The organism is Streptomyces sp. NPDC086787, assembly GCF_044745865.1.
Lineage (GTDB): Bacteria > Actinomycetota > Actinomycetes > Streptomycetales > Streptomycetaceae > Streptomyces.
In genome coordinates this window covers 91,504-113,364 of record NZ_JBIVBC010000017.1, presented here as the reverse complement: position 1 = coordinate 113,364, position 21,861 = coordinate 91,504, and the positions used below count along the sequence as shown (strand labels likewise).

General features: G+C 72.1%; 23 protein-coding genes and 1 tRNA gene. 7 read left to right on the top strand and 17 right to left on the bottom strand.

Annotated features, from left to right (window positions below):
• Positions 1-8: 8 nt before the first annotated feature.
• Positions 9-524 carry a MarR family winged helix-turn-helix transcriptional regulator gene (locus ACIPK3_RS29590; RefSeq protein ID WP_402574545.1) on the bottom strand — a complete coding sequence of 172 codons (516 nt, stop codon included), beginning with the start codon at positions 522-524 and terminating at the stop codon, positions 9-11.
• 206 nt (positions 525-730) lie between these two features.
• Here ACIPK3_RS29590 and ACIPK3_RS29585 point away from each other — a divergent pair, with 206 nt between their 5' ends.
• Positions 731-928: a hypothetical protein gene (locus ACIPK3_RS29585; protein WP_402574544.1), complete on the top strand. Its 198-nt coding sequence runs from the start codon at positions 731-733 to the stop codon at positions 926-928.
• A 9-nt stretch (positions 929-937) separates the two neighbouring features.
• Here ACIPK3_RS29585 and ACIPK3_RS29580 read toward each other — a convergent pair whose 3' ends face one another.
• The 9 genes from ACIPK3_RS29580 to ACIPK3_RS29540 all read right to left on the bottom strand — a co-directional run bounded on the left by ACIPK3_RS29580 (position 938) and on the right by ACIPK3_RS29540 (position 6,658).
• Positions 938-1,687: a hypothetical protein gene (locus ACIPK3_RS29580; protein WP_402574542.1), complete on the bottom strand. Its 750-nt coding sequence runs from the start codon at positions 1,685-1,687 to the stop codon at positions 938-940.
• A 408-nt stretch (positions 1,688-2,095) separates the two neighbouring features.
• The gene (locus ACIPK3_RS29575) at positions 2,096-3,025 is read right to left on the bottom strand and encodes an RNA polymerase sigma factor SigF (protein WP_402574540.1); all 930 of its coding nucleotides are present in this window, start codon (positions 3,023-3,025) and stop codon (positions 2,096-2,098) included.
• A gap of 267 nt (positions 3,026-3,292) precedes the next feature.
• Positions 3,293-4,159, bottom strand: a complete 867-nt coding sequence (locus ACIPK3_RS29570) for an RNA polymerase sigma factor SigF (protein ID WP_402574572.1) — start codon at positions 4,157-4,159, stop codon at positions 3,293-3,295.
• A gap of 169 nt (positions 4,160-4,328) precedes the next feature.
• On the bottom strand, positions 4,329-4,622 hold the full coding sequence (locus ACIPK3_RS29565) for a Dabb family protein (protein WP_402574539.1): 294 nt from the start codon (positions 4,620-4,622) through the stop codon (positions 4,329-4,331).
• A 27-nt stretch (positions 4,623-4,649) separates the two neighbouring features.
• Positions 4,650-4,829, bottom strand: a complete 180-nt coding sequence (locus tag ACIPK3_RS29560) for a hypothetical protein (RefSeq protein WP_402574537.1) — start codon at positions 4,827-4,829, stop codon at positions 4,650-4,652.
• 117 nt (positions 4,830-4,946) lie between these two features.
• Positions 4,947-5,034, bottom strand: a tRNA-Ser gene (locus ACIPK3_RS29555).
• Between the two features lie 56 nt (positions 5,035-5,090).
• Complete coding sequence (gene tadA, locus ACIPK3_RS29550) at positions 5,091-5,522, bottom strand: tRNA adenosine(34) deaminase TadA (protein ID WP_402574535.1); 432 nt, start codon at positions 5,520-5,522, stop codon at positions 5,091-5,093.
• A gap of 56 nt (positions 5,523-5,578) precedes the next feature.
• Entirely contained in the window at positions 5,579-6,118 is a 540-nt protein-coding gene (locus ACIPK3_RS29545; RefSeq protein WP_402574570.1) for a hypothetical protein, read from the bottom strand.
• Between the two features lie 273 nt (positions 6,119-6,391).
• Complete coding sequence (locus ACIPK3_RS29540; protein WP_402574534.1) at positions 6,392-6,658, bottom strand: hypothetical protein; 267 nt, start codon at positions 6,656-6,658, stop codon at positions 6,392-6,394.
• 94 nt (positions 6,659-6,752) lie between these two features.
• On the opposite strand from ACIPK3_RS29540, the gene upp reads away from it, so the two are divergent.
• On the top strand, positions 6,753-7,388 hold the full coding sequence (upp, locus tag ACIPK3_RS29535; protein ID WP_402574532.1) for a uracil phosphoribosyltransferase: 636 nt from the start codon (positions 6,753-6,755) through the stop codon (positions 7,386-7,388).
• 59 nt (positions 7,389-7,447) lie between these two features.
• On the opposite strand, the gene ACIPK3_RS29530 is transcribed toward upp, so the two are convergent.
• Together ACIPK3_RS29530 and ACIPK3_RS29525 are read right to left on the bottom strand one after the other, a co-directional pair.
• Complete coding sequence (locus tag ACIPK3_RS29530; protein WP_402574530.1) at positions 7,448-8,092, bottom strand: LytR C-terminal domain-containing protein; 645 nt, start codon at positions 8,090-8,092, stop codon at positions 7,448-7,450.
• A 149-nt stretch (positions 8,093-8,241) separates the two neighbouring features.
• A complete protein-coding gene (locus ACIPK3_RS29525) occupies positions 8,242-8,538 on the bottom strand; it encodes a type II toxin-antitoxin system VapB family antitoxin (protein WP_003999914.1) in 297 nt (98 codons plus the stop codon).
• 116 nt (positions 8,539-8,654) lie between these two features.
• Between ACIPK3_RS29525 and ACIPK3_RS29520 the strand changes: the two genes are divergently transcribed.
• Complete coding sequence (locus ACIPK3_RS29520) at positions 8,655-10,343, top strand: helicase HerA-like domain-containing protein (protein ID WP_402574528.1); 1,689 nt, start codon at positions 8,655-8,657, stop codon at positions 10,341-10,343.
• A 196-nt stretch (positions 10,344-10,539) separates the two neighbouring features.
• On the opposite strand, the gene ACIPK3_RS29515 is transcribed toward ACIPK3_RS29520, so the two are convergent.
• The 4 genes from ACIPK3_RS29515 to ACIPK3_RS29500 form a co-directional block, all read right to left on the bottom strand.
• The gene (locus tag ACIPK3_RS29515) at positions 10,540-10,869 is read right to left on the bottom strand and encodes a hypothetical protein (RefSeq protein ID WP_402574526.1); all 330 of its coding nucleotides are present in this window, start codon (positions 10,867-10,869) and stop codon (positions 10,540-10,542) included.
• A gap of 107 nt (positions 10,870-10,976) precedes the next feature.
• On the bottom strand, positions 10,977-11,645 hold the full coding sequence (locus tag ACIPK3_RS29510) for an HdeD family acid-resistance protein (RefSeq protein WP_402574524.1): 669 nt from the start codon (positions 11,643-11,645) through the stop codon (positions 10,977-10,979).
• A 72-nt stretch (positions 11,646-11,717) separates the two neighbouring features.
• Positions 11,718-12,317: an HhH-GPD-type base excision DNA repair protein gene (locus ACIPK3_RS29505; RefSeq protein WP_402574523.1), complete on the bottom strand. Its 600-nt coding sequence runs from the start codon at positions 12,315-12,317 to the stop codon at positions 11,718-11,720.
• A gap of 24 nt (positions 12,318-12,341) precedes the next feature.
• The gene (locus ACIPK3_RS29500) at positions 12,342-13,064 is read right to left on the bottom strand and encodes a siderophore-interacting protein (RefSeq protein ID WP_402574521.1); all 723 of its coding nucleotides are present in this window, start codon (positions 13,062-13,064) and stop codon (positions 12,342-12,344) included.
• 77 nt (positions 13,065-13,141) lie between these two features.
• Here ACIPK3_RS29500 and ACIPK3_RS29495 point away from each other — a divergent pair, with 77 nt between their 5' ends.
• From ACIPK3_RS29495 to ACIPK3_RS29485, 3 genes are all read left to right on the top strand, one after another.
• Positions 13,142-15,907, top strand: coding sequence for a GNAT family N-acetyltransferase (locus ACIPK3_RS29495; protein WP_402574519.1), 2,766 nt, complete (start codon positions 13,142-13,144; stop codon positions 15,905-15,907).
• 111 nt (positions 15,908-16,018) lie between these two features.
• Complete coding sequence (locus tag ACIPK3_RS29490; protein ID WP_402574568.1) at positions 16,019-17,815, top strand: copper resistance CopC/CopD family protein; 1,797 nt, start codon at positions 16,019-16,021, stop codon at positions 17,813-17,815.
• A gap of 176 nt (positions 17,816-17,991) precedes the next feature.
• Positions 17,992-19,170 (top strand): acyltransferase family protein, encoded by a 1,179-nt coding sequence (locus ACIPK3_RS29485; RefSeq protein WP_402574517.1) that lies wholly within the window; start codon positions 17,992-17,994, stop codon positions 19,168-19,170.
• Between the two features lie 230 nt (positions 19,171-19,400).
• Here ACIPK3_RS29485 and ACIPK3_RS29480 read toward each other — a convergent pair whose 3' ends face one another.
• Positions 19,401-20,801, bottom strand: coding sequence for a macro domain-containing protein (locus ACIPK3_RS29480; RefSeq protein WP_402574515.1), 1,401 nt, complete (start codon positions 20,799-20,801; stop codon positions 19,401-19,403).
• 79 nt (positions 20,802-20,880) lie between these two features.
• On the opposite strand from ACIPK3_RS29480, the gene ACIPK3_RS29475 reads away from it, so the two are divergent.
• The gene (locus ACIPK3_RS29475; protein WP_402574513.1) at positions 20,881-21,798 is read left to right on the top strand and encodes a macro domain-containing protein; all 918 of its coding nucleotides are present in this window, start codon (positions 20,881-20,883) and stop codon (positions 21,796-21,798) included.
• Positions 21,799-21,861: the final 63 nt, after the last annotated feature.

Sequence of the window (21,861 nt, the reverse complement as noted above, 5' to 3'; positions counted from 1 at the left end):
TCCTTTTCTTATGCGGGTGTACGGGTGGTGGTTGTCGCGAGTGGGGGCGACAGCGGTAGCGGCACCGGTAGGGGTGGCGGCGGTACGGCCGGGACGGGCCGGCAGTCGAAGCTCTCCCGCAGTCGGCTCATCAGCCGGATCAGCTCACCGACGTCCTCGGTGGTCCAGTCGCTCAGCCGCTCGGCCAGCAGCTCGGTGCTGCGCCGGGACAGCTCGACGAGCATGTCTCCGCCTGCCGGGGTGAGGCGCAGGATGCGCGAGCGCTTGTCCGCGGGGTCGGGGGACCGTTCGATCCAGCCGCGCTCCGCGACGTGCGCGACATGCCGGCTGGTGACGGACATGTCCACGGCCATCAGCTCGGCGAGCTTGCTCATGCGCATGTCGCCGTCACGGCTGAGCAGCATCAGTACGGCCGCGGCGCCGGCCGGGCAGGCGTGCGGAAGGATCCGCCCGAGGTCCCGTTTCACGGCTCCGACGGCGCTGAGCTGACGTGCCAGCTCCTCGAACTGCGCTTGCTCCGCCATCACACCCTCCTTGTTTGTTGCTTCGGGCAACCATAGTATTGCTTGGTTGCTACAGGCAAACAAATCGGTGGCCGGTGACGCAAAAGCTTGGCAAAGACAAGTATTGCGTTCGTAAACATGCAGGTGGAGCGGTCGCGACAGGGCGGCAGCGGGTGGGGTGGGCCCCCGCTTGGGCCGGAACCCGGGATTCGCTAGGGTCTCGGGCCATGGCGAACACTCAGGGCCCCCAGGGCAACTACGACCCCGCAGGCAGCACCCAGATGTTCCGCGCCTTCGTGGAGGAGACCCCCCAGGGGGGCAGGCAGCAGGCGTCCGCTCCGTCGGGCCCCCGCGTCGGTCTGATCATCGGCGTGATCGTCGCGGTGGCGGTCGTGGCCGCGGTGGCCTGGCTGGCGCTCAAGTAGCCGCCTGCCTCACTTCCACTGGACGGTGACGTCCCGCGTCTCGATGTGCATGCCGAGCGGCACGCGCCAGGCGTCGACGCACACCGTCCAGCTCTTTCGCGTGCCCGCGCCGGCCCCGATCGGCACCGGGAGGCTCTGCGTCGAGGTGACCGTCGCCCAGTCGACGCCGAGGGAGCCGATGACGTGGGTGCCGAAGGTGACCGTGCCCGAACGGACCGAGGTGCCTCCCGTGTTGCGGAAGGCCACCGTCACCTCCTCGCACCACCGCTGGTCCGTGCCCTCCCGCGCGGGGGCGCCCCAGGTGAGGGCGGCGGGGGTCGGTGCCGGGGTGTGCGTGGGCCCCGGGGCCGACGGATGCGACGGGGACGTCGCCGATGACGGGGCCGACGGGGCCGACGGCGCTGACGCCGAGGGTCCGGGGTGGGCTTCTCGAAGGTGCCCGGGGCCGTTCGCCGCGGCGGCGGGCCCCGCGGACCCACCCGGGGCCACTTCGGAGGGCCCGGCACCGGACGGCGAACCGCTCGGCGCGGCCCCCGTGCCACCACCGCCGTCGAGCGGGGTCAGCGTCACCCCTCCGGTCGGGGTGAGCCGCACCGGTGGCGAGATCCCGACCGGGCCCACCGCGACGTAGTCACCGCCGGAGGGCCCATCGCCGCCCGCGGCCACGGCCACGCCCAGACAGCCGACAGCCGCCGACACCGCCGCCGTGACGGCGCCCCGGCGGCCACGTGTCCATGTCGCCCACGTCGTCCGAAGCATCGCGCCATGATGGCTGACGCTCCGTCGGATCAGAAGGCCCGCGCACGGAAGAGTCCGGGACCGGTTTCCTGGCGGGGCGAGGCGGGGCGCCCGCGGTGTGGACCCTGCCGGTGGCGGCCGCTGTCGTTCCGGGCCGCGGCCGGGTGGTGGTCGCCGGGGCTGTCGTGGCCGTGCTTCGGCGACTGCTCGTCCTGTGCGGGCCATGTCGCAGGTCGTGGGGAGCAGCGCGCCATGACGGGCCGGGAGTGGGGCCGGGCCGCGCGATGTGGCCTTCGCCGGTGGCGGTCGCCGTCGCTCGTCGTCATGGCGGACGTGGACGGGCGACGGCCGCCGAAGCTGCCGGGATGGCGGCTTGGCGGCCGGTCGTCCGTGTCGTTCGTGTCGTTCGTCCGTGTCGTCGTGGACGGGTCAGTCCGAGATCAGGCCCTCGCGGAGCTGGGCCAGTGTGCGGGTGAGGAGGCGGGAGACGTGCATCTGGGAGATGCCGACCTCCTCGCCGATCTGGGACTGGGTCATGTTGGCGAAGAACCGGAGCATGATGATCCGGCGTTCGCGCGGGGGGAGCTTGGCCAGCAGCGGCTTGAGGGACTCGCGGTACTCGACGCCCTCCAGGGCGGTGTCCTCGTACCCCAGGCGGTCCGCGAGGGAGCCCTCGCCGCCGTCGTCCTCGGGGGCCGGGGAGTCCAGTGAGGAGGCCGTGTAGGCGTTGCCCACCGCGAGGCCGTCGACCACGTCCTCCTCGGACACGCCGAGCACGGCGGCCAGTTCGGTGACCGTCGGGGAGCGGTCCAGCTTCTGCGACAGCTCGTCGCTGGCCTTGGTGAGGGCCAGACGCAGCTCCTGGAGGCGGCGCGGCACACGGACCGACCACGACGTGTCCCGGAAGAAGCGCTTGATCTCGCCCACGACCGTCGGCATCGCGAACGTCGGGAACTCGACGCCGCGTTCGCAGTCGAAGCGGTCGATGGCCTTGATGAGGCCGATGGTGCCGACCTGGACGATGTCCTCCATCGGCTCGTTGCGGCTGCGGAAGCGGGCCGCCGCATAGCGGACGAGCGGGAGGTTCAGCTCGATCAGGGTGTCCCGGACGTACGCGCGTTCGGGGCCGTCCTCGTCGAGCGTGGCGAGCCGCAGGAACAGGGAACGGGACAGCGTGCGGGTATCGATGTCCCCCGTGGCCGGCAGTGCCGGCACGTCCGCGGCGGGCGGGAGATCCTGCCCTCGCGCGGTGTCGGGGGCCGGGATGTCGTCGAGCACGTCGAGAGCGCTGAGCTCCTTGGGCGCAGCCTCGCTCTTCGTGGGCGTGAGCACCTTCGAGCTGCCCTGTTCTGCGGACATGCCACCCCCTTTGGGTCGCGGGACGGTCGGGGCGGCGATCCTTTTCGAGGAACGCAGCCTTCACCTGAATACCGGAGCCGGAGCCTCGGCAAACGCGCTTCCCGCAGAATGTCACATGTCGGCAACACGCTGTAGTGACATGTCGACATGTGAGTTACGAATCGGCCCTGGATAAAGGGGGTCTGACGGGTTTTCGACTCTCAACTGTCGGAAAGCGTGCTGGTGAGCGATTCGCTCTCGCCGGTGATGGCTCGATCCTGTTTGCGGTTATGCGTCGATCCGGTTCGCCGAACGCAGCCGCTGGAAGCTACGCGCGAGTAGCCGCGAGACGTGCATCTGGGACACACCGAGTTCCGCGCTGATCTGTGACTGGGTGAGATTGCTGTAGTAGCGAAGCAAAAGGATTCTCTGCTCGCGTTCGGGGAGTTGCACCAGAAGGTGGCGGACCAGGTCACGGTGCTCCACGCCGTCCAGGGCCGGGTCCTCGTAGCCGATGCGGTCCAGCAGCCCCGGCAGCCCGTCGCCCTCCTGGGCGGCCTCCAGGGACGTCGCGTGGTACGACCGCCCGGCCTCGATGCAGGAGAGCACCTCGTCCTCGCTGATGCGCAGCCGCTCGGCGATCTCGGCGGTGGTGGGGGAGCGTCCGAAGGCGGTGGTCAGGTCCTCGGTGGCGCTGTTGACCTGTACCCAGAGCTCATGCAGCCGGCGCGGCACGTGCACGGTGCGGACGTTGTCCCGGAAGTATCGTTTGATCTCGCCCACCACCGTCGGCATCGCGAAGGTCGGGAACTGCACTCCCCGCTCCGGATCGAAGCGGTCGATGGCGTTGATGAGGCCGATGGTGCCGACCTGTACGACGTCCTCCATCGGCTCGTTGCGGGACCGGAAGCGGGCGGCGGCATAGCGTACGAGCGGGAGGTTGGCCTCGATGAGCGCCCCCCGCACGCGGTGGTGCTCCGGCGTGCCGGGCTGGAGCTCCTTCAGCTGGGTGAAGAGCACCTGGGTGAGAGCGCGGGTGTCGGCGCCGCGGCGTTTCTCGGGGGCAGGGGCAGGGGCAGGGGCGGGGGCAGGGGCGGGGGCAGGGGCGGGCGGCGCCTGTTCCTGGGGCGGCGCAGTACTGGCCGACACGGTCAACGCCACCTCTTCATCGGTCAATCATCCGTCAAAAGCGGTCATAGCATCACAAGACATGTGCACTGTGTGCAAGCACCGCATAACGCCGTGTTGAGGGCAAGTTGGGCCATGTGACATGCGAAAGCCCCCGGCCGGAACGGCAGGGGGCTGCTGACCGGGGGCCGGCCGCTCAGAACTCGTAGTCGGCGATCACCCACGTGGCGAACTCCCGCCACAGTGCGACGCCCGCCTGGTGTGCCGGGTGCTCCAGGTAGCGCTTCAGGGCGTCGGTGTCCTCGACCGCCGAGTTGATCGCGAAGTCGTAGGCGATCGGGCGGTCGGTGATGTTCCAGTCGCATTCCCAGAAGCGCAGCTCCTCGATCCGGCCGCCGAGTGCCCGGAAGGCCTCGACGCCGGCCACTACCCTCGGGTCGTCTCGCCCGACGCCCTCGTTGAGCTTGAACAGGACCAGGTGGCGGATCATGGCTCTTCCCTCAGTTGTTCGCTCGGTTCAGTTCTTCGCCCCGTTGGCGACCCAGGTCATGAAGTCGCCTATGGCCTTCGCGGCGTCCGAGATGCCCTCGAAACCTATCTGGACGTAGTCCGCGGCCTTCGCCGGATCCGTGATGATCACGTACAGCACGAAGACGGCGAGTACGTAGACGGCGATCTTCTTGGTGTTCACCGCCACCGCGGCCTCCCCTGTGACTGCCTGTGATTGTCGGCGGCGAGTGTAACCCCGCGTGTGCGAGGCGTACTTGACACGCCGAGTGCACGAAGGGCCCCGTCTCTCGACGGGGCCCTTCCATGGCGGTAGCGGAGGGATTTGAACCCTCGGTGACTTGCGCCACACTCGCTTTCGAGGCGAGCTCCTTCGGCCGCTCGGACACGCTACCGAGGGAGACCTTACAGCAAGGTGGGGCGTGCTCCGAAATCCGTTTGGCGGCCCTCCTCACCGGTCCCGGAAGAACTCCGTGAGCAGTCGGGCGCAGTCCTCGGCCAGCACGCCCTCGATGACCTCGGGCCGGTGGTTGAGCCGCCGGTCCCGCACGACGTCCCAGAGGGAGCCGGCCGCGCCCGCCTTGTCGTCGCGGGCGCCGTAGACCACGCGGTCCACCCGGGCCTGCACCAGCGCGCCCGCGCACATCGTGCAGGGCTCCAGCGTGACCACGAGGGTGCACCCGGTCAGCCGCCACTCTCCCAGCCGCGCGGCGGCGCCGCGGATCGCGAGCACCTCCGCGTGCGCCGTCGGGTCGCCGGTGGCCTCGCGCTCGTTGTGCCCGGTGGCGAGCACCGTCGTACCGTCCGGGGACAGCACGACGGCGCCGACGGGGACGTCCCCGCCCCGGACGGCCGCGTCGGCCTCGTCCAGGGCGAGCCGCATCGCGGCCCGCCAGCGGTCGCGTACCGGGTCCGCCGCCTGTCCCGCCGCCGGGGCGGTCAGCGGACGGTCTCCAGCACCTCCGAGGCGCCCAGGGCCTCGGCGATGGCGCCCAGCGCGTCCTCCGCGTCCAGGGCGCGCAGTTCCTTCTCGCCGACGCCGAGGTCGTCGAGGATCTCGCTGTCGCCCACCGGGCTGTGCGGCACCGCGTCGGCGGAGGTGCCGGTCCCGTCGTCGGACTCGTCGTCCTCGTCCGACTCGCCGTCCTCGGTGCCGTCGAGGTCCAGGGCGTCGAGGTCGGGGCCGTCGGAGCCGGGCTCGCGGCCCAGCAGTTCGTCCGTGAGCAGCAGCTCGCCGTAGGCGCTGCGGGCGGCTGCCGCGGCGTCCGAGACATAGATGCGAGGGTCGTCCTCGCCGTCCATGCGGACGACGCCGAACCAGGCGTCCTCCTGCTCGATCAGGACGAGCACCGTGTCCTCGTCGGGATTGGCTTCCCGGGCCAGGTCGGCCAGATCGGACAGGGTCTCCACATCGTCGAGCTCTGTGTCGCTCGCTTTCCACCCGTCTTCGGTGCGCGCGAGCAGTGCGGCGAAGTACACCGTGACTCTCCCACTGGTCATAGGCGTGCCGGTTGGGGGTCCCCCCGGCGGAGGTCTGGGCGGGGAGAGCTGGGCTCCGAGCCCCACCCACTCGGAATCGTGGCAGAAACAAGGCGTTCAGGGGACGTCTTCGGCCCGCTGTGTCCGGCTGTTTTGTTGCCGCCACCAGCGGATCGTACGCGGCTTTCGGTGCCGCTCACGCACTGCCTTGCGGTGAACGCGCGGGCATCCCCCGATCTTCCGCGCCCGTTCGCCGGGCGTTGTCGCCGGTCGCTACCAGCGGAAGTTTCGCATCCGCATCGCGTGGCGCAGCCGGGCCGCCTTGGCGCGGCGCGGCTGGACGCGGTCGCGCAACTCGCGCGCCTCGGCGAGTTCGCGCAGGAACCGGGCCCGTCGGCGGCGGCGTTCCCCGCTGGGGTCCGGGTCCGCGTTCGGGCCGGTGCCGCGGTCGGCAGACGGGTCGGCAAGGCCAGGAAGGCCAGGAAGGCCAGGACGACCGGGACGGTCGGGAAAGTCGGGAAGACCAGGCAGGTCGGGCATCGGTTCACCACCCCCTCCGTCCCTCTCGCTTTCCCCCGGGTGGGCCGTTTGATGCCAGAGCGAGCTGCTGGTGCGCGCGGTTACTGTTGTGGACATGCGTCTCCACGTCGTCGACCACCCCTTGGTCGCCCATAAGCTCACCACCCTGCGCGACCGGCGCACCGACTCCGCGACCTTCCGGCGGCTGGCCGACGAACTGGTCACCCTGCTCGCCTACGAGGCCACGCGGGACGTGCGTACCGAGACCGTCGACATCCACACCCCGGTCTCCCCGACCACCGGCGTCAAGCTGTCCCACCCGCGTCCGCTGGTGGTGCCGATCCTGCGCGCCGGTCTGGGCATGCTGGACGGCATGGTCAGGCTGCTGCCGACCGCCGAGGTGGGCTTCCTGGGCATGATCCGCGACGAGGAGACGCTCCAGGCGTCCACGTACGCCTCGCGCATGCCCGAGGACCTCTCCGGCCGTCAGGTGTACGTCCTCGACCCCATGCTGGCCACCGGCGGCACCCTGGTCGCGGCGATCCAGGAGCTGATCAAGCGTGGCGCCGACGACGTCACCGCCGTCGTCCTCCTCGCTGCCCCCGAGGGCGTCGAGGTGATGGAACGTGAACTCGCGAACACCCCGGTGACCGTGGTGACCGCGGCGGTCGACGACCACCTCAACGAGCACGGCTACATCGTCCCGGGTCTCGGAGACGCGGGCGACCGCCTGTACGGCGCGGCCGAGTAGGCCGTACGGCGCTCCGTGCGCCGGCCGTCCCCGCACTGCTGGCTCCGGGCTCCCCGGTGTCAGCAGTGCTTGTTCGTGGGGGTGCGCGTCGTCTCCGGGGACGTCAGCGCGGTCAGCGCCCGGGTGGCGTCGGCCGGGGACGCGAGGCCCTTGAAGGCCGTGCCGATGACGAGGTCGACGGCCGGGCCCTTGTGGGCGGCGTCGGTGCGCTGCTCGGGGGAGGCCAGTTGGGTCGCCAGTACCGGCAGTGCGGTGCGCAGGGCGGACGCCGGGCCGAGCAGCAGTCCGGTGCCCTTCACCTTGCCGTCGAACTCCGCCGACGCGTTGCCCACCTGACCGATCCGGAAGCCCCGCTTCTTCAGCTCGTCCGCGGTGTCCTTGGCGAGACCGGTGCGGGGCGTGGCGTTGTAGACGTTGACGGTGATCTGCGCGGGCCTCGGCAGCGACTGTGCGGCGGCGGTGGAGGCCACGACGCCCGGCTCGGCCGCCGGACACGCCTTGACCGCGGCCGCGGAGGCCTTCTCGCCGCCCGTGAAGACATCGATGAGCTGCAGGGTCCCCCAGCCGACCAGGCCGAGCGCGGCGGTGGCGGCCACCAGTCCGAACGCGAGCCTGCCGCGTTGCCGACGCGGACGCATCCGCGGGTACTTGTCCCCCGTGATGCGGTATTGGCCGCCCATGCCGGGGGGCGTCAGCATGCTCATGGGCGCAGCGTAGTGCGACCCGCCCGCGATTCCTACTAGATGATCATTCGGCGCCGGGTGGGAGAACCCGAAAGGGGCAACCCGTCAACGGTTCAGTTCGATTTCCGCGCGGGTTGTGCCGCTTTCGTGCGGGCCGGTGCGGTCGCGGGTCAGTCCAGTTCCAGCACGCGCGCGTGCAGCACCTGTCGCTGCTGGAGCGCCGCGCGGACCGCGCGGTGGAGGCCGTCCTCCAGGTACAGGTCGCCCTGCCACTTCACGACGTGCGCGAAGAGATCGCCGTAGAACGTGGAGTCCTCGGCGAGGAGGGTCTCCAGGTCCAGCTGCCCCTTGGTCGTCACGAGCTGATCGAGGCGGACCGGGCGCGGCGCGACGTCCGCCCACTGCCGGGTGCTTTCCCGGCCGTGGTCGGGGTACGGCCGGCCGTTTCCGATGCGCTTGAAGATCACACGGAAAGCCTACCGGCCAAGACGTTCCGGGCGCAGCCTCGGCGGCGCAGTGCCACGCTGGAAATGACGCAGTAAATCGGGGCAAACCTGGCACGGACCTGGAACAGGGGCCTGAGATGAGTGACCGCGAGACCATGCCGTCCACCAGCGCTCCCGGGACGCCCGCCGGCCCCACCAGTACTCCCGGGACGCCGGGGAACGCCCCCGCCCTGCCGGCCGAGGCGCTGAAAATCGCCTCCGGTTACGCCTTCGGAGACCCCGCGCTGGAACTGGGCGCCCTGGTCTGGGACGGCCTCTGCCGGCCCGACGCGCGGATCCGCGTCCCGCTGTCCATGCTCACCCGGCACGGCCTGGTCGCGGGCGCCACCGGGACCGGCAAGACCAAGACACTCCAGCTGATCGCCGAGCAGCTCTCGGCGCAGGGCGTGCCCGTCTTCCTGGCCGACATGAAGGGGGACCTGTCCGGGATCTCGGCACCAGGACAGCCCGGCGAGCGGATCCGCAGCCGCGCGGCCGACGTCCACCAGGAGTGGAGCCCGGACGGCTTCCCCGCCGAGTTCCTCGCGCTGGGCGGGATCGGGCACGGCATCCCGCTGCGGGCCACGGTCACCAGCTTCGGACCGGTGCTGCTGTCCAGGGTGCTCGGGCTCAACCCGACCCAGGAGCAGTGCCTCGGCCTGATCTTCCACTACGCCGACACCAAGGGCCTGGAGCTGGTCGACCTCAAGGACCTGCGGGCGGTCGTCGCCTTCCTCATCTCCGACGAGGGCAGGCCCGAGCTGAAGAACGTCGGCGGCCTGTCCACGGCCACCGCCGGGGTGATCCTGCGCGCCCTCACCGCCTTCGAGGCGCAGGGCATGTCCGCGTTCTTCGGCGAGCCGGAGTTCGACACCGGCGAGTTGCTGCGCACGGCACCGGACGGGCGGGGCGTCGTCTCGGTCCTCGAACTTCCCGCCGTACAGGAGAAGCCGCAGCTCTTCTCGACGTTCCTGATGTGGCTGCTGGCCGACCTGTTCCACGACCTTCCCGAGGTCGGCGACACCGACAGGCCCCGGCTGGTGTTCTTCTTCGACGAGGCGCACCTGCTGTTCGAGGACGCGTCCAAGGCCTTCCTCGCCTCGATCACCCAGACCGTGCGGCTCATTCGCTCGAAAGGGGTCGGCGTCTTCTTCGTCACGCAGACCCCGAAGGACGTGCCGTCCGACGTGCTCGCCCAGCTCGGCAACCGGGTCCAGCACGCGCTGCGCGCGTTCACCCCGGACGACCACAAGGCGCTCACCGCGACGGTGCGGACATTCCCTCGTTCGGAGTACGACCTGGACGAGCTGCTCACCTCTCTCGGCACCGGTGAGGCGGTCGTCACGGTCCTGAGCGAGAGGGGCACGCCCACCCCGGTCGCCGCGACCCGGCTGCGCGCGCCGAGGTCGCTGATGGGCCCGGTCGACCCGGCCGAGCTCGACCGGTCGGTGCGGGCGTCCCCGCTCCACGGACGTTATGCACAGGCTGTGGACCGGGAGTCGGCGTACGAGAAGCTCTCGGAGGCGGGGCGCGGGGCAAAGGGGCCCGACGAGATGCGGCGCGGGGCGAAGGGTCCCGACGAGATGCGGCGGGGCGCGAAGGGGCCGGACGAGATGGGGCGGGGCGCGAAGGGTCCCGACGAGATGCAGGCGGGGCGGGAGCAGCCGTCGATGGTCGAACAGGTCGTCGCCAGCGGAGTGTTCAAGTCCCTCGCCCGTTCGATCGGGACGCAGCTCGGACGCGAGATCACCCGGTCGCTCTTCGGTACGGCGCGGCGGAGGCGGTAGTCCGCCCCCGCCGTCCTCCTCAGCGCGTCTGTTCCTTCGGGGGCTGCTCCCGCGCGGGTTCCGGCTTCGGCTTGGCCTTGCCGCGGGCTGCCTCGGCGCGCAGCAGGGCGCGCAGCACCGCGTAGGGGTCGGTGGGCATGACTGTGCTCCTCGCGTCGGATTGCTTCGGACCGACTGGCCTGGCGGGCCGGGTCTGTCAGCAACGCAGGACCACGGAGCGCAGGATGCGCGAGGCGTGCAGCGGGGAGGGCCCGGCGGTCGGCGTGCGGCCGCCGACGGGGGTGATGGGGGCCCGGCCGGGGCGGCCCGAGGCACGCGCGGGCGGTGCGGGACGCGGGGCGGTGCGGTACGACGGCCGCAGTGCCGTGTCCAGGATGTCGATGTCGGCGTCCACGGCGTCCGCGGCCGAGGCCACGACGGGCACCAGGTGCGTCTCGGCACGGGCGCCCGGCACCAGCAGTACGAGCAGCAGGGCGAGCACCCGCGGCCAGGTGCGGCCGCGTCCCGGGTGTCGCGTGCTGCTCATGGTGCTCATGGAAGGTCATCTCCTCGCCGGATTCCCGACGTTCCTCGCGCGCCCCCCGAGTTCCGCTCGCACGGCGTACGTGTACGGCGTGCCGGTGACCGTCACGGTCACAGGGCGCGCGGCACCAACCGGGCCTGGTGGCGGATCCGGAACCCGGTGACGATCTCGACCACGCCGACCACGATCAGCCAGATGCCGGCGATCAGGGTGAGCACGGCGACCGACTCGAACGGCGAGTCGATCAGCACGATCCCGGCGATGAAGGTGACGATCCCCAGGAAGACCTGCCAGCCCCGGGCGGGCATGCTCTTGTCGGAGGCGGCGGCCAGGGTCTGGGTGACCCCGCGGATCAGCCAGCCGATTCCGATCCACAGGGCCAGCAGCAGGGTCGACTGCATGGGGCCGCGGAAGCAGAACAGGCCCAGCAGGATGGACAGCGCGCCGCTGATGAACGCCAGGACGCGCAGCGAGGTCGCCCGGTGCGTGCCGAAGGCGGAGATCAGCTGGAACACACCGCTGACGAGGAGATAGACGCCGAAGAGGACACCGGCGGCCAGCAGTGAGGCGCCCGGCCAGATCAGCACCAGGACGCCCAGTACGAGGGAGGCGACACCGGTGAGCAGGACGATCTGCCAGGCGGCTCGGGACAGGGCGTGCAGGGGGCCCTCGAGGGGCGGTTCGGGTTCGTGCCGGACGTGCGGGGGATGCCCGGAGTGCACCCTGCGGTCGTCGTACTCCCGACCCTCGGGGGTGGTGCTGCTCGGTGGCTCGGTCATGGTCCATGCTGTGACGGCGCCGGAACGGCCCGCCACTTCGGGCGGGCCACACGGCTGACCGGAGCGCCGGGGCTACCTGCCGGCCTTGGCCGCCCTTTCGGCCTTGGCGGCGGCCTTCATCTCCTGCTTGTGCGCCCGCACCTTGGCCAGCGACTCGGGCCCGGTGATGTCGGCGATGGAACGGTACGACTTCGGCTCGCCGTACGCGCCCGCCGCCTCCCGCCAGCCCTTGGGCGTGACGCCCAGCTGCTTGCCGAGCAGCGCCAGGAAGATCCGTGCCTTCTGCTCGCCGTACCCGGGCAGGTCCTGGAGCCGCTTCAGCAGCTCACGCCCGTCGGTGACGTCCCGCCAGACCGCCTCGGGGTCGCCGTCGTAGTGCTCGACGAGGTACTGGCACAACTGCTGGACGCGCTTGGCCATCGCACCCGGGTAGCGGTGCACGGCCGGCTTCTCGGACAGCAGCGCGACGAACTCCTCCGGCTGCCGTGCCGCGATCTCGTGCGCGTCCAGGTCGTCGGCCCCCATGCGCCGCGCGATGGTCGCCGGTCCCTTGAACGCCCACTCCATCGGCACCTGCTGGTCCAGCAGCATGCCGATGAGCGCGGCGAGGGCCGACCGCCCGAGCAGCGCGTCGGCCTCGGGGTCCTGGGCGAGGTGCAGGGTGACGTCCATGCCTCGATGATCCCGCGTGCGGGCTCAGCCCGCCCGCCAGTACCCCAGTGCGTGCACCCGCTGCCGGGGAATGCCCAGTTCCTTGCGCACGTACGAGGTGAGCGTCCGGGTGGTCGCCGTGTCGCAGGCGATCCACACATAGGCGTCCGGGGTGTTCTCCAGTACCTCGGGGAGACCGGCGCGGACCTGTTCGACCAGGTGGGCGCCCGCGTCCTGGCGGGGTGTCTGCCGGATGTCGTGCCGGGCGGGGTCGGTGCGGGCGGGGAGGGCGTCGAGGTCGCCCTCGAACCAGATGGTCGCGGGGACCGAACCGAACGTGTCGAGCAGGGAGTTGATCGCGGGCAGCGAGGCCGGGTCGCCGATCACCGCGAGGTGGGAGGGCTCGGGGTCGGGCTGCTCGAAGCCGGTGCCCTGCACGGTGGCCTCGATGGTGTCGCCGGGCTTCACCGAGCGGGCCCAGTCGCTGGCACGGCCCTCGTGCAGCGCGAACTCCAGGGCGAAGGTCCCGGTCGCGGGGTCCGGGTCGACCAGGGTGTAGGCCCGCTGGTGCGGCCTGCCGCCGTCGGCGAACCACAGCCGTACCCACATGGTCGGGTGGACACCGGTCGCCGCGAGCAGGCCGCCGTCGGTCAGCCGCACCCTGCGGTAGTCCGGCGTGACGTACTCGGCGTCGGTGACCGTGAGGACAAAGTCCTTGGCGCGCATCAGCTTGAGGACCGCACCCTCCCAACCCCGCCCCTGGCTCATGACCACTCCATTCCTCGCGTACGATTCCCACCGAATAACTTAGGCAAGGCTAACCTAAAGCGAAGGGGTGTCACAGGGTGGCCACCGAGATCTACCGCGATGCCTGGGGCATCCCCCATCTGCGCGCGGACAGCGCACCCGAACTCGCCCGCGCCCAGGGCCGGATCACCACCCTCGACCGCGCCTGGCAGCTGGAGACCGAGCGCCACCGCGCCCAGGGCACCTCCGCGTCCTTCCTCGGCCCCGCGTCCCTCGCCTGGGACGTGTTCGCGCGCCGAGCCCGCCTGGACGACACGGCCAGGCGCTGCCTCACCGTCCTCGAGAGCCAGGATCCGGAGACCGCCGACTGGATACGGGCCTACGTCGACGGAGTCAACGAGGGCCTCGCCGAGGGCGCCCGCCGTGCCCCCGAGTTCGCCGCGGCCCCCCTCGACCCCGGGCACTGGGAACCCTGGACCCCGCTCGCGGTCTGGCTCTCCACCCACATCCTGTTCGCCGGCTTCCCGGCCAAGCTCTGGCGCGAACAGGTCGTACGCCACCTCGGGCCGGACGCCGTCGCCCTGTTCGCCACCGACGGGCCCGCCACCGCGGGCAGCAACGGCTGGCTGGTCGGCGGCGCGCGCACGGTCACCGGGCAGGCCGTCATCGCGGGCGACCCGCACCGTTTCATCGAGGACCCCGGCGTCTACCAGCAGATCCGCCTGGCCTGCCCCGAGTTCGACGTCGTCGGCCTCGCCGTCCCCGGCATCCCCGGCATCGCCCACTTCGGCCACACCGGCACCGTCGCCTGGGCCATCACCAACGCCATGGCCGACTACCAGGACCTGTACCGGGAACGGCTGCGCCGCACCGGCGCCGGGGTGGAGGCCCTCGGCCCCGACGGCAGCTGGCGCCGCGCCGCCCGGCACACCGAGACCGTCGAGGTCGCCGGGGAGGCGCCCGTCGAGATCGAGGTGATCGAGACCGAACGCGGACCGGTGATCGCGGGCGGCCCCGAGGGCCTGGACGGCGCCGACCCCCACGGCACGGAGTCCGGCGTCCCCACCGCCCTCGCCCTGCGCTACCCGCCCCGGGTCACCGGCGACCTCGGCTTCGGCGCGCTGCTCCCGCTGCTGCGCGCCCGCCGGGTCGCCGACGTCGACCGGGCCCTCGACGCCTGGGCCGAACCGGTCAACGTGGTCCAGGCCGCCGACACCGAGGGCGGTGTGCTGCACCGCGTAGCCGGACGGGTACCGGTCAGGTCCGCGGCCAACCGCACCCGCCTGGTGCCCGCCTGGGAGCCCGGCCACGAGTGGACCGGCCGGCACGAGACACCCCGCGCCGGGCTGACCGACGGCATCGCGGTGATGGCCAACCAGCGCGGCCCGGCCGCCCCGCTCGGCACCGAGTTCGCCGCGCCCCACCGCGCCGACCGCATCCGCGCCCTGCTCGACCGGCGCCGCCGCTGGTCCGCCGCCGACATGCCCGCGATCCACACGGACACCCATCTCGCCTCCGCCGCACCCCTGCTGGACCAACTGGCCGCCCTCGACGGACTCGGCCCCGAGGCCGTACGGCTCCGGGACCGCCTGCTGGCCTGGGACCGCCGTATGGACGCGGACAGCACCGGCGCGGCCGCGTTCGCCGCGCTGCGCGGAGCGGTCGTACGGCACCTCGCCGCGCACCCGGCGTTCGCCGCGCTGACCGAAGCGCCCGCCTACCCCGAGGTGCTGCTGCCCTGGCTCGCCCTCGTCCCGCGCATCGGCTTCGCCCTCGAACACCTGCTGGCCGCGCCCGAGCTGTACGGCATCGACCGCCCGGCCGCCGTACGCGCCGCCGTCGAGGAGGTGGCGGCCGCTGCGGGCGGCACCGGGGGGAGCACCGGGCGGAAAACCTGGGGGGACACCCACCGCCTCGCCCCCTGGCGGGCGCTGCCGCTCACGCCGTACGACCCGGCCGCCGAACCCGGCCTGTCCGGCGACCACGACTGCGTGCTGTGCACCACCGCCGTGCCCGGCCTCACCGACCTCGCCGCCCGCGGCCCGGCCGCCCGCTACGTCTGGGACCTGGCGCGCCGCGAGGACAGCGCCTGGGTGGTGCCCTTCGGCGCGTCCGGGATCCCCGGCTCGCCGCACCACCGCGACCAGCTCCCCCGGTGGCTCGGCGGCGAACTCGTCCCCGTCGTCACCGACTGGGACCACCTGACGAAGGAGAACGAGACCACGATGCCCGCTCCCTACGCCGCCACCCGCGAGGCCGTCCACGAACAACCGGTCGACGGCTTCGGGACGGTCCGCGTCCTGCCGCTCGACCCGCGGGCCGACGCGGCCGTCCTGCACGACTGGGTCAGCGAGGAACGAGCCGTCTTCTGGGGCATGAACGGCCTCGGCCGCGAACAGGTCCGGGAGATCTACACCCACCTGCACACGCTCGACACCCACCACGCCTACCTGGTCGTGAAGGACGGCCGGCCGGCCGCGCTGCTCCAGACCTACGAGCCCGGCGCCGACCGGGTCGGCGAGTGCTACGAGGTCCGGCCCGGAGACATCGGCATCCATCTCCTGCTCGCCCCCGCCGGAGCGGACGGCGCGCAGGCCGGCTGGACGGCCGCGCTGATGGACGTGCTCGCCTCGTTCGTGCTGCTGGGCCTTGACCGGCAGCGGGTCGTGATCGACCCGGACGTGCGCAACGAGAAGGCGGTCGACCGGTTCCTGCGGCAAGGCTTCGAGAAGGGCCCGGCCGTCGTCCTGCCGGAGATCGACCTCCCGGACGTGTACCTGCCCGAGAAGCGGGCCCAGCTGGCGTTCCTAACCCGGGAGGCGGCCTTCCCGGCCGGGGCTGCGAGGATGCGGCCCACGCGGTGAGCACGGCGGGCCCCTCGTCCGTACGTAAGCGGAGGCACTGCCGGACGGAGGGGTGACGTGGGTGACGGGCGCGGCGATGTCCGCCGGGGAAAGCGGCGGCTCCGGGGGCTGATGCTGCTCGGCGGCATGCTGGTCCTGCTCCTCCTGGGCGGAGCGGGACCCGCCTCGGCGCACGCCGCCCTCCGCTCCACCGACCCCGCCGACGGCAGCGTCCTCAAGACCGCGCCCCGACACGTCACCCTGACGTTCAGCGAGTCCGTGGCCCTGCTCGACGACTCCTTCCGGGTGTACGACCCGCACAACCGCCGGGTCCGCACCGGCGAGGCCGGACACGCCCCGGGCGCCTCGGACACCGCCCGGATCACCCTGCCCGGCAAGCTCGGCACCGGCACCTTCACGGTGGCCTGGCGGGTGGTCTCGGCGGACAGCCACCCGGTCTCCGGCGCCTTCACCTTCTCCATCGGCAAGCCCTCCCCGACCACGGCGACGGCGATCACCCAGGACACCGAGGACCCCGCAACCGCGGGCCTCTACAACATCGCCCGCTACGCCGCCTACGCGGCCGCCGCGCTGCTCATCGGCACCCTCGTGTTCCTGGCCGTCTGCCGTCCGCCGCACGCCGGCCCACTGCGCCGGCCGGTTTGGGCGGGCTGGTGGACGCTGCTCGGCGCCACCCTCGCCCTGCTGGTGCTGCGCGCCCCGTACGAGGAGGGCACCGGTCCGGCGGCCGCCTTCGACCTCCAGGCCCTCACCCGCGCGGCGACCGGCCGCCCGGGACTGGCCCTGCTGGCCCGCCTTGCGCTGCTGCTGATCCTCGCCGCGCTGCTGCCGCGCCTGGCCCGCCGCTCCCGTCCGACGCTCACCGCCGGGGCGGTGCTCGCCGTGGGGCTCGCTCTGACCTGGGCGGCCGCCGAGCACGCGTCGGCCGGTATCCAGGTGCCGCTCGCCATGACCTCGTCCGTGCTGCACCTGCTCGCCATGGCGGTGTGGCTCGGCGGACTCACCGCCCTGCTGATCACGCTGCGCCGCGGCGCCGAGCCCGTACCGCCGCACGTCGTCACCCGCTTCTCCCGGCTCGCCTTCGCCTCCGTGACCGTCCTCACCGTCACCGGCGTCTACCAGTCGTGGCGCGGCCTCGGCTCCTGGGAGGCGCTCACCGACACGTCGTACGGCCGTCTGCTGACCCTGAAGCTCCTCGCGGTGACGCTGCTGCTCGCGGCGGCGGCCTGGTCGCGGCGGTGGACGAACGCACGGCAGGCCGCGGCGGAGGCTCCCCGGGCCGCTCGGGAACGCGTACCGGAGACGGCCGGAGCCGGCGGGGCGCCGCTGCCCGAGGCGCGGACCGTGCCGCCCACGGACGTGCCGCCTGCTGACGTGACGCTGGCTGATGTGCCGCCGACTGACGTGCCGCCCGCGGACCCGTACCGCCGTGCCCTGCGCCGCTCGGTGCTCGCCGAGGTGATGGCCGGTGTCGTGGTGCTGGGGCTGACGACCGCGCTGACGAGCACCCTGCCGGGCCGGGCCGCGGCCGAGGCGTCGCAGCCGTCGGCGGCGGTGGCCCCCGGCCTGCCGACCGCCTCCGTCACCACGGTCCCGTTCCGGGCCGGGAGCCACGGCGGCTCGGTGCAGATCACCCTCGACCCCGGCCGGGTGGGCCGGAACGCCGTGCAGGCCGTGGTGTACGGCCCCGACGGCGGCCTGGCCGCGGTCCCCGAACTGCGCATCTCCTTCACCCTGGACGCCCAGAAGATCGGCCCCCTCGACTCGGGAGTGTCCGACCGGGGCGGCTACTGGGGCACCGACTCCCTCAACCTGCCGATCCCCGGCACCTGGACGATGAAGGTGACCGTACGGGCGTCGGACCTGGACCAGGTCTCGGTGTCCCGTCAGGTGCGGATCGACCGCTAGAGGGTCTGAAGAAGATCATGCGCCGCGGGGTGTGTCGTATTGAACACAGAAAGGCCGACCGCGCGAAAATGCGCCGCCCTTGCGCCGTATGCTCACCGGGCGCGTCGCGCGGAGGCCGCGAAGCGACCAGATGACGCCCACCCGGACGGTGTGCGTGGGCAGTAGCGAGGGGGAACATGTCCCAGGCCGATGTCACGGTGCCGACCCAGCCGAAGGCGCCGGACGCACGCGATTCCGACGAGCTCGGACCGGGTGCACCGGTCGCGACGCCCGCCCGGGAGCGGGGCGCCCGGCTCTACGCGCTGGACGCGCTGCGGGTCGTGGCGGCGCTGTCGGTACTGCTGTTCCACTTCACCGGCGTGGACGCGGCGACCAAGGCCAACTGGGGCACCAACCCCAAGCACCTGTTCCCCTCGATCTTCCCCATCACCTCGTACGGCTCGTACGGTGTCCAGCTCTTCTTCATCATCAGCGGCTTCGTCATCTGCCTGTCCGCCTGGGACCGGACGCCGGGCCAGTTCGTGCGGGCCCGCTTCCTGCGCCTGTTCCCCGCCTACTGGTTCTCGGCGGTCGTCGCCGTCCTCGTCTGGCGGGGGATGCCCGACGGTGCGCGCAAGGCGCCGAGCATCAGCGACTCGCTGACCAACCTCACCATGCTCCAGGTGCCGCTCTCCGCCCAGCACCTGGTCGGCGCCTACTGGACGTTGTGGGTGGAGCTGACCTTCTACCTCATCTTCCTGGTCGTGCTCTGGAAGGGGCTGGACTACACCCGGGTCTCCGTCTTCTGCTGGCTGTGGCTGCTCGCGAGCGTCCTGACACAGCAGGAGCACGTGCCGCTGCTCGGGATCTTCGCCCAGCCGCTGAACACCGCGCTGTTCGTCTCCGGCATCGCGATGTACCTGATGTACCGGTTCGGCCCGGACCTCAAGCTCTGGGGCCTGCTGGGCGCGAGCTGGCTGGTGATGCAGAGCGACCTGGTGCAGCACGCCGACCATCTGCGGCACGACAAGGGCATGGACCGCAGCCCGTACATCGCGCTCGCCCTGGTCACCGTCTTCTATCTGCTGGTCCTCGCGGTCGCGCTGCACAAGCTGGACCGCATCGGCTGGAAGTGGCTGGCCACGGCCGGTGCCCTGGTCTACCCGCTCTATCTCCTCCACGAGGAGCTGGGCTGGGCGATCATCCGCACGCTGTACGGGCACGTGGGGGCGTGGGCGACGCTCGGCATCACCACGGCGCTGCTGCTCGTGCTGTCCTGGCTCGTCCACCGTTTCGTGGAGAAACCGCTCCAGCGGTGGCTGCGCAACACCCTGGAGCGCGAGGCTCGCAAGCGGGCGGCGACCGTCTCGAAGTGACGCCCGCCGCCTCGGAGTGACGCCGGCCCGTACGGCGACGGCCCCGGCGCATCGGAATCGGATCGGAAGCGGAGGGGCACTCCCCCCGGAAGCGGGGGAGGCGGTCCACTGGGTTCTCGGGTGGGGCCGGGCGTCGGCGGTGGGCCGCGCGACCCGCTGGACGCCGTACAGGGGGCCGGGGGATGCGGAGGAGTTCGGCGGCTCGGGCGGACGCGGTACGGCGCCCGGTCTCACTCCCGGCCCGCACGCACCAGGTTCTGCAGGCGCCGTTCGACCGGGGAGAGGTCGGTCCGGGCCAGGTCCTCCGGGCGGACCACGATGCGCAGCTCGGGGGTGAGCGCCGGGTAGCGGTGACAGGCGTCGATGAACGAGTCCACGATCAGCTCCACGAGCTGTCCCCGGTCCAGTTCGGTGACCCGGGCGAGCCCGGAGCCGATGAGCGGGACGGCCACCGGCTTGAACAGCCCGTGCACGGCCACCGAGGCCCACAGGCTGTCCAGGCTCAGCCGCAGCTCCTCGTGGCCGGAGCGGGCTACCAGGTCGTTGCCGAGCCGCGAGTAGGCGGTGGCGAACACCCGGCGCCCGCCGACCGGAACGGCGACCGTCGTACCCACCGGATAGCGCACCCGTCTGCCGCGCGGCTTGGCCCGGACGCTCTCCGTGCGGACGGACTTCACCGCGCGCAGCCCGGCCCGCAGCCTCTCGTCCAGGAGCCGGCGCTGACCGGCGAACAACCGGTCGACGAGCTGACTCTGCACGCTGTCCCGGCTGATGACGACGTCCCGGTCGGTCTCCGTGTCGAAGGTGTCGGTGAACCCGACCACCAGGTTGGAGTCGCCCTGCTCGAACAGGTCGCCGCGCACCAGCACGACATCCGTGCGGCGGCCCGGCAACGGCACGGTGTGCCGCAGCAGTTCGGCGCCGTGCCGGGCGCGCAGCGTGGCGCGCAGTACGTCCAGGGTGTGCGCGGCCCCGGGATCGTCGGGGTGGTCGTGGGCGATCAGCTCGGCGACGGGCAGCGCGAGGTCGGGGCGGCCGAGTTCCGTGTGGACGCGGACCAGTTCACGGCGGGCGGAGTCGCGCAGCGCGACGATACGGCGGATGTAGGGGGCCGCGAAGTCCTCGCCGTCCACCTCCGCCAGCGGCCGCCCGTGGATCAGCGCCAGCGCCTCGGTGAGGTGGTGGGCGGCGGTGGCGGGCGGGGCGAGCAGGGCGCCGCCGGTGATCGCGGTGAACCGGGCGCTGTCCAGTTCCTCGGGCCGCAGCATCAGGCGGTAGGCGGTCTCCGGGCCGTGCACGGTGATCTGCTGCTCGGTGCGCAGTACGCGGGCGGCGGTGCCGTCCTGGCCGGGGTCGAGGGCGCGGCGCAGTTCCAGGACGCGTTTTTGCACCTCGTTGCGGCTGCGCTGGGCCAGGTGGCGCGGCTCGTCGGCCAAGCCCCAGACGTCGCGCCGCAGTTGCCGCACCGGCACGGCCTCGCCCTCGGCGGCCACGAGCCGTACCAGCAGCCGGGTGGTCAGCGGGGTGAGCCGGGCGGGAACTCCGTCGATTTCGAGCTGGACCGGCCCCAGGACTTTCACCTGGATTCGCGCTCCCGCGTGGCCCGTGCCGTAGTCCATGCCGTTGTCCATGCGCGTTTCCCCCTCGCCGCAGCATGCCGCAAGCAATTGACAGATTATCACGGGAGCCCTCGTGGGCTTGGAGGAATAGATGAGACCGGATGATTCGCCCGGCCGTGCGCGATTGCCGCTGCGGCTGTACGCGACCCGGCGGGCCCGTCGGGTTTTCCGGCGCAACACGATGGCCGCGTTCGGTGGATTATCCGCCGTACTCCAGTTCGTATGGCAGTTCTTTCCCTTCTTTCCGCGGAGATTTCCCGACCCCGGCGCGGTGACCCTGGTGTCCGTCGCCGCTTGCCTGGTGTGGGGATTCGCGCAGGCCCGCCCGATGACGCGGGTGCGCCAGGTGTTCCGGCGGCCCGACATGACGGTGGTCGTCGAGGTGGGCGACCTGTTCGCGCAGCCGGCCCATCTGGTCGTCGGGTTCTGCGACACCTTCGACACCGCGTCCGACGGCGGGGTGGTCATCGACGCGGCCAGTGTGCAGGCCCAGTTGCTGGACCGGCGCTACGGCGGGGACGTACGGCGGCTGGACAGCGAACTGGACGTGGCGCTCGCCGGGGTCGTGCCCGTCGCCCGGGAGGCGCGGTCGGCCAAGCCGCTGGGCAAGCTGGACCGGTACCCGGTCGGCACCGTGGCCGTTCTGGGCACCCGCCCGCGGCTGGTGTTCGCCGTGGCGTACAGCCGCCTCGGCAACGACTTCGTGGCCGCCTCCAGCACGGCGGACCTGTGGACCGCTCTGGGCCGCCTCTGGGAGGCGCTCCACCGGCACGCGCAACTGAACCGGGTGGCGATGCCGTTGACCGGCTCGGGTCTGTCCCGCCTCGACCACCTCGACCAGGACAGCCTGCTCCGCCTGATCCTCATGTCCTTCGTCGCCCGCTCACGGGAGGGCACGGTCTGCCGCGAACTCCGGGTCGTACTACGCCCCGCCGACCTGGAACGAACAGACATGCGCGAGATGGCGGCATTCCTCCGGGGCCTGGCCTCCGGAGTGCAACACGCATGAGGGGCGGGCCCCCCGGCCCCGCCCCTCACACACCGCCGGCCCCGATGGCTGTCCCCCGGTCTC

Excerpts from the sequence above, each read along its gene's own strand:
- ACIPK3_RS29580 (WP_402574542.1), bottom strand. The coding sequence starts at position 1,687 with ATGCTTCGGACGACGTGGGCGACATGGACACGTGGCCGCCGGGGCGCC.
- ACIPK3_RS29540 (WP_402574534.1), bottom strand. The coding sequence starts at position 6,658 with ATGCCCGACCTGCCTGGTCTTCCCGACTTTCCCGACCGTCCCGGTCGT.
- ACIPK3_RS29585 (WP_402574544.1), top strand. The coding sequence starts at position 731 with ATGGCGAACACTCAGGGCCCCCAGGGCAACTACGACCCCGCAGGCAGC.
- ACIPK3_RS29575 (WP_402574540.1), bottom strand. The coding sequence starts at position 3,025 with ATGTCCGCAGAACAGGGCAGCTCGAAGGTGCTCACGCCCACGAAGAGC.
- ACIPK3_RS29500 (WP_402574521.1), bottom strand. The coding sequence starts at position 13,064 with ATGAGCCAGGGGCGGGGTTGGGAGGGTGCGGTCCTCAAGCTGATGCGC.
- tadA (WP_402574535.1), bottom strand. The coding sequence starts at position 5,522 with ATGCGGCTCGCCCTGGACGAGGCCGACGCGGCCGTCCGGGGCGGGGAC.
- ACIPK3_RS29590 (WP_402574545.1), bottom strand. The coding sequence starts at position 524 with ATGGCGGAGCAAGCGCAGTTCGAGGAGCTGGCACGTCAGCTCAGCGCC.
- ACIPK3_RS29565 (WP_402574539.1), bottom strand. The coding sequence starts at position 4,622 with ATGATCCGCCACCTGGTCCTGTTCAAGCTCAACGAGGGCGTCGGGCGA.
- ACIPK3_RS29485 (WP_402574517.1), top strand. The coding sequence starts at position 17,992 with ATGTCCCAGGCCGATGTCACGGTGCCGACCCAGCCGAAGGCGCCGGAC.
- ACIPK3_RS29480 (WP_402574515.1), bottom strand. The coding sequence starts at position 20,801 with ATGGACAACGGCATGGACTACGGCACGGGCCACGCGGGAGCGCGAATC.
- ACIPK3_RS29520 (WP_402574528.1), top strand. The coding sequence starts at position 8,655 with ATGAGTGACCGCGAGACCATGCCGTCCACCAGCGCTCCCGGGACGCCC.
- ACIPK3_RS29475 (WP_402574513.1), top strand. The coding sequence starts at position 20,881 with ATGAGACCGGATGATTCGCCCGGCCGTGCGCGATTGCCGCTGCGGCTG.
- ACIPK3_RS29510 (WP_402574524.1), bottom strand. The coding sequence starts at position 11,645 with ATGACCGAGCCACCGAGCAGCACCACCCCCGAGGGTCGGGAGTACGAC.
- ACIPK3_RS29505 (WP_402574523.1), bottom strand. The coding sequence starts at position 12,317 with ATGGACGTCACCCTGCACCTCGCCCAGGACCCCGAGGCCGACGCGCTG.
- ACIPK3_RS29490 (WP_402574568.1), top strand. The coding sequence starts at position 16,019 with ATGCTGCTCGGCGGCATGCTGGTCCTGCTCCTCCTGGGCGGAGCGGGA.
- ACIPK3_RS29530 (WP_402574530.1), bottom strand. The coding sequence starts at position 8,092 with ATGAGCATGCTGACGCCCCCCGGCATGGGCGGCCAATACCGCATCACG.
- ACIPK3_RS29515 (WP_402574526.1), bottom strand. The coding sequence starts at position 10,869 with ATGAGCAGCACGCGACACCCGGGACGCGGCCGCACCTGGCCGCGGGTG.
- upp (WP_402574532.1), top strand. The coding sequence starts at position 6,753 with ATGCGTCTCCACGTCGTCGACCACCCCTTGGTCGCCCATAAGCTCACC.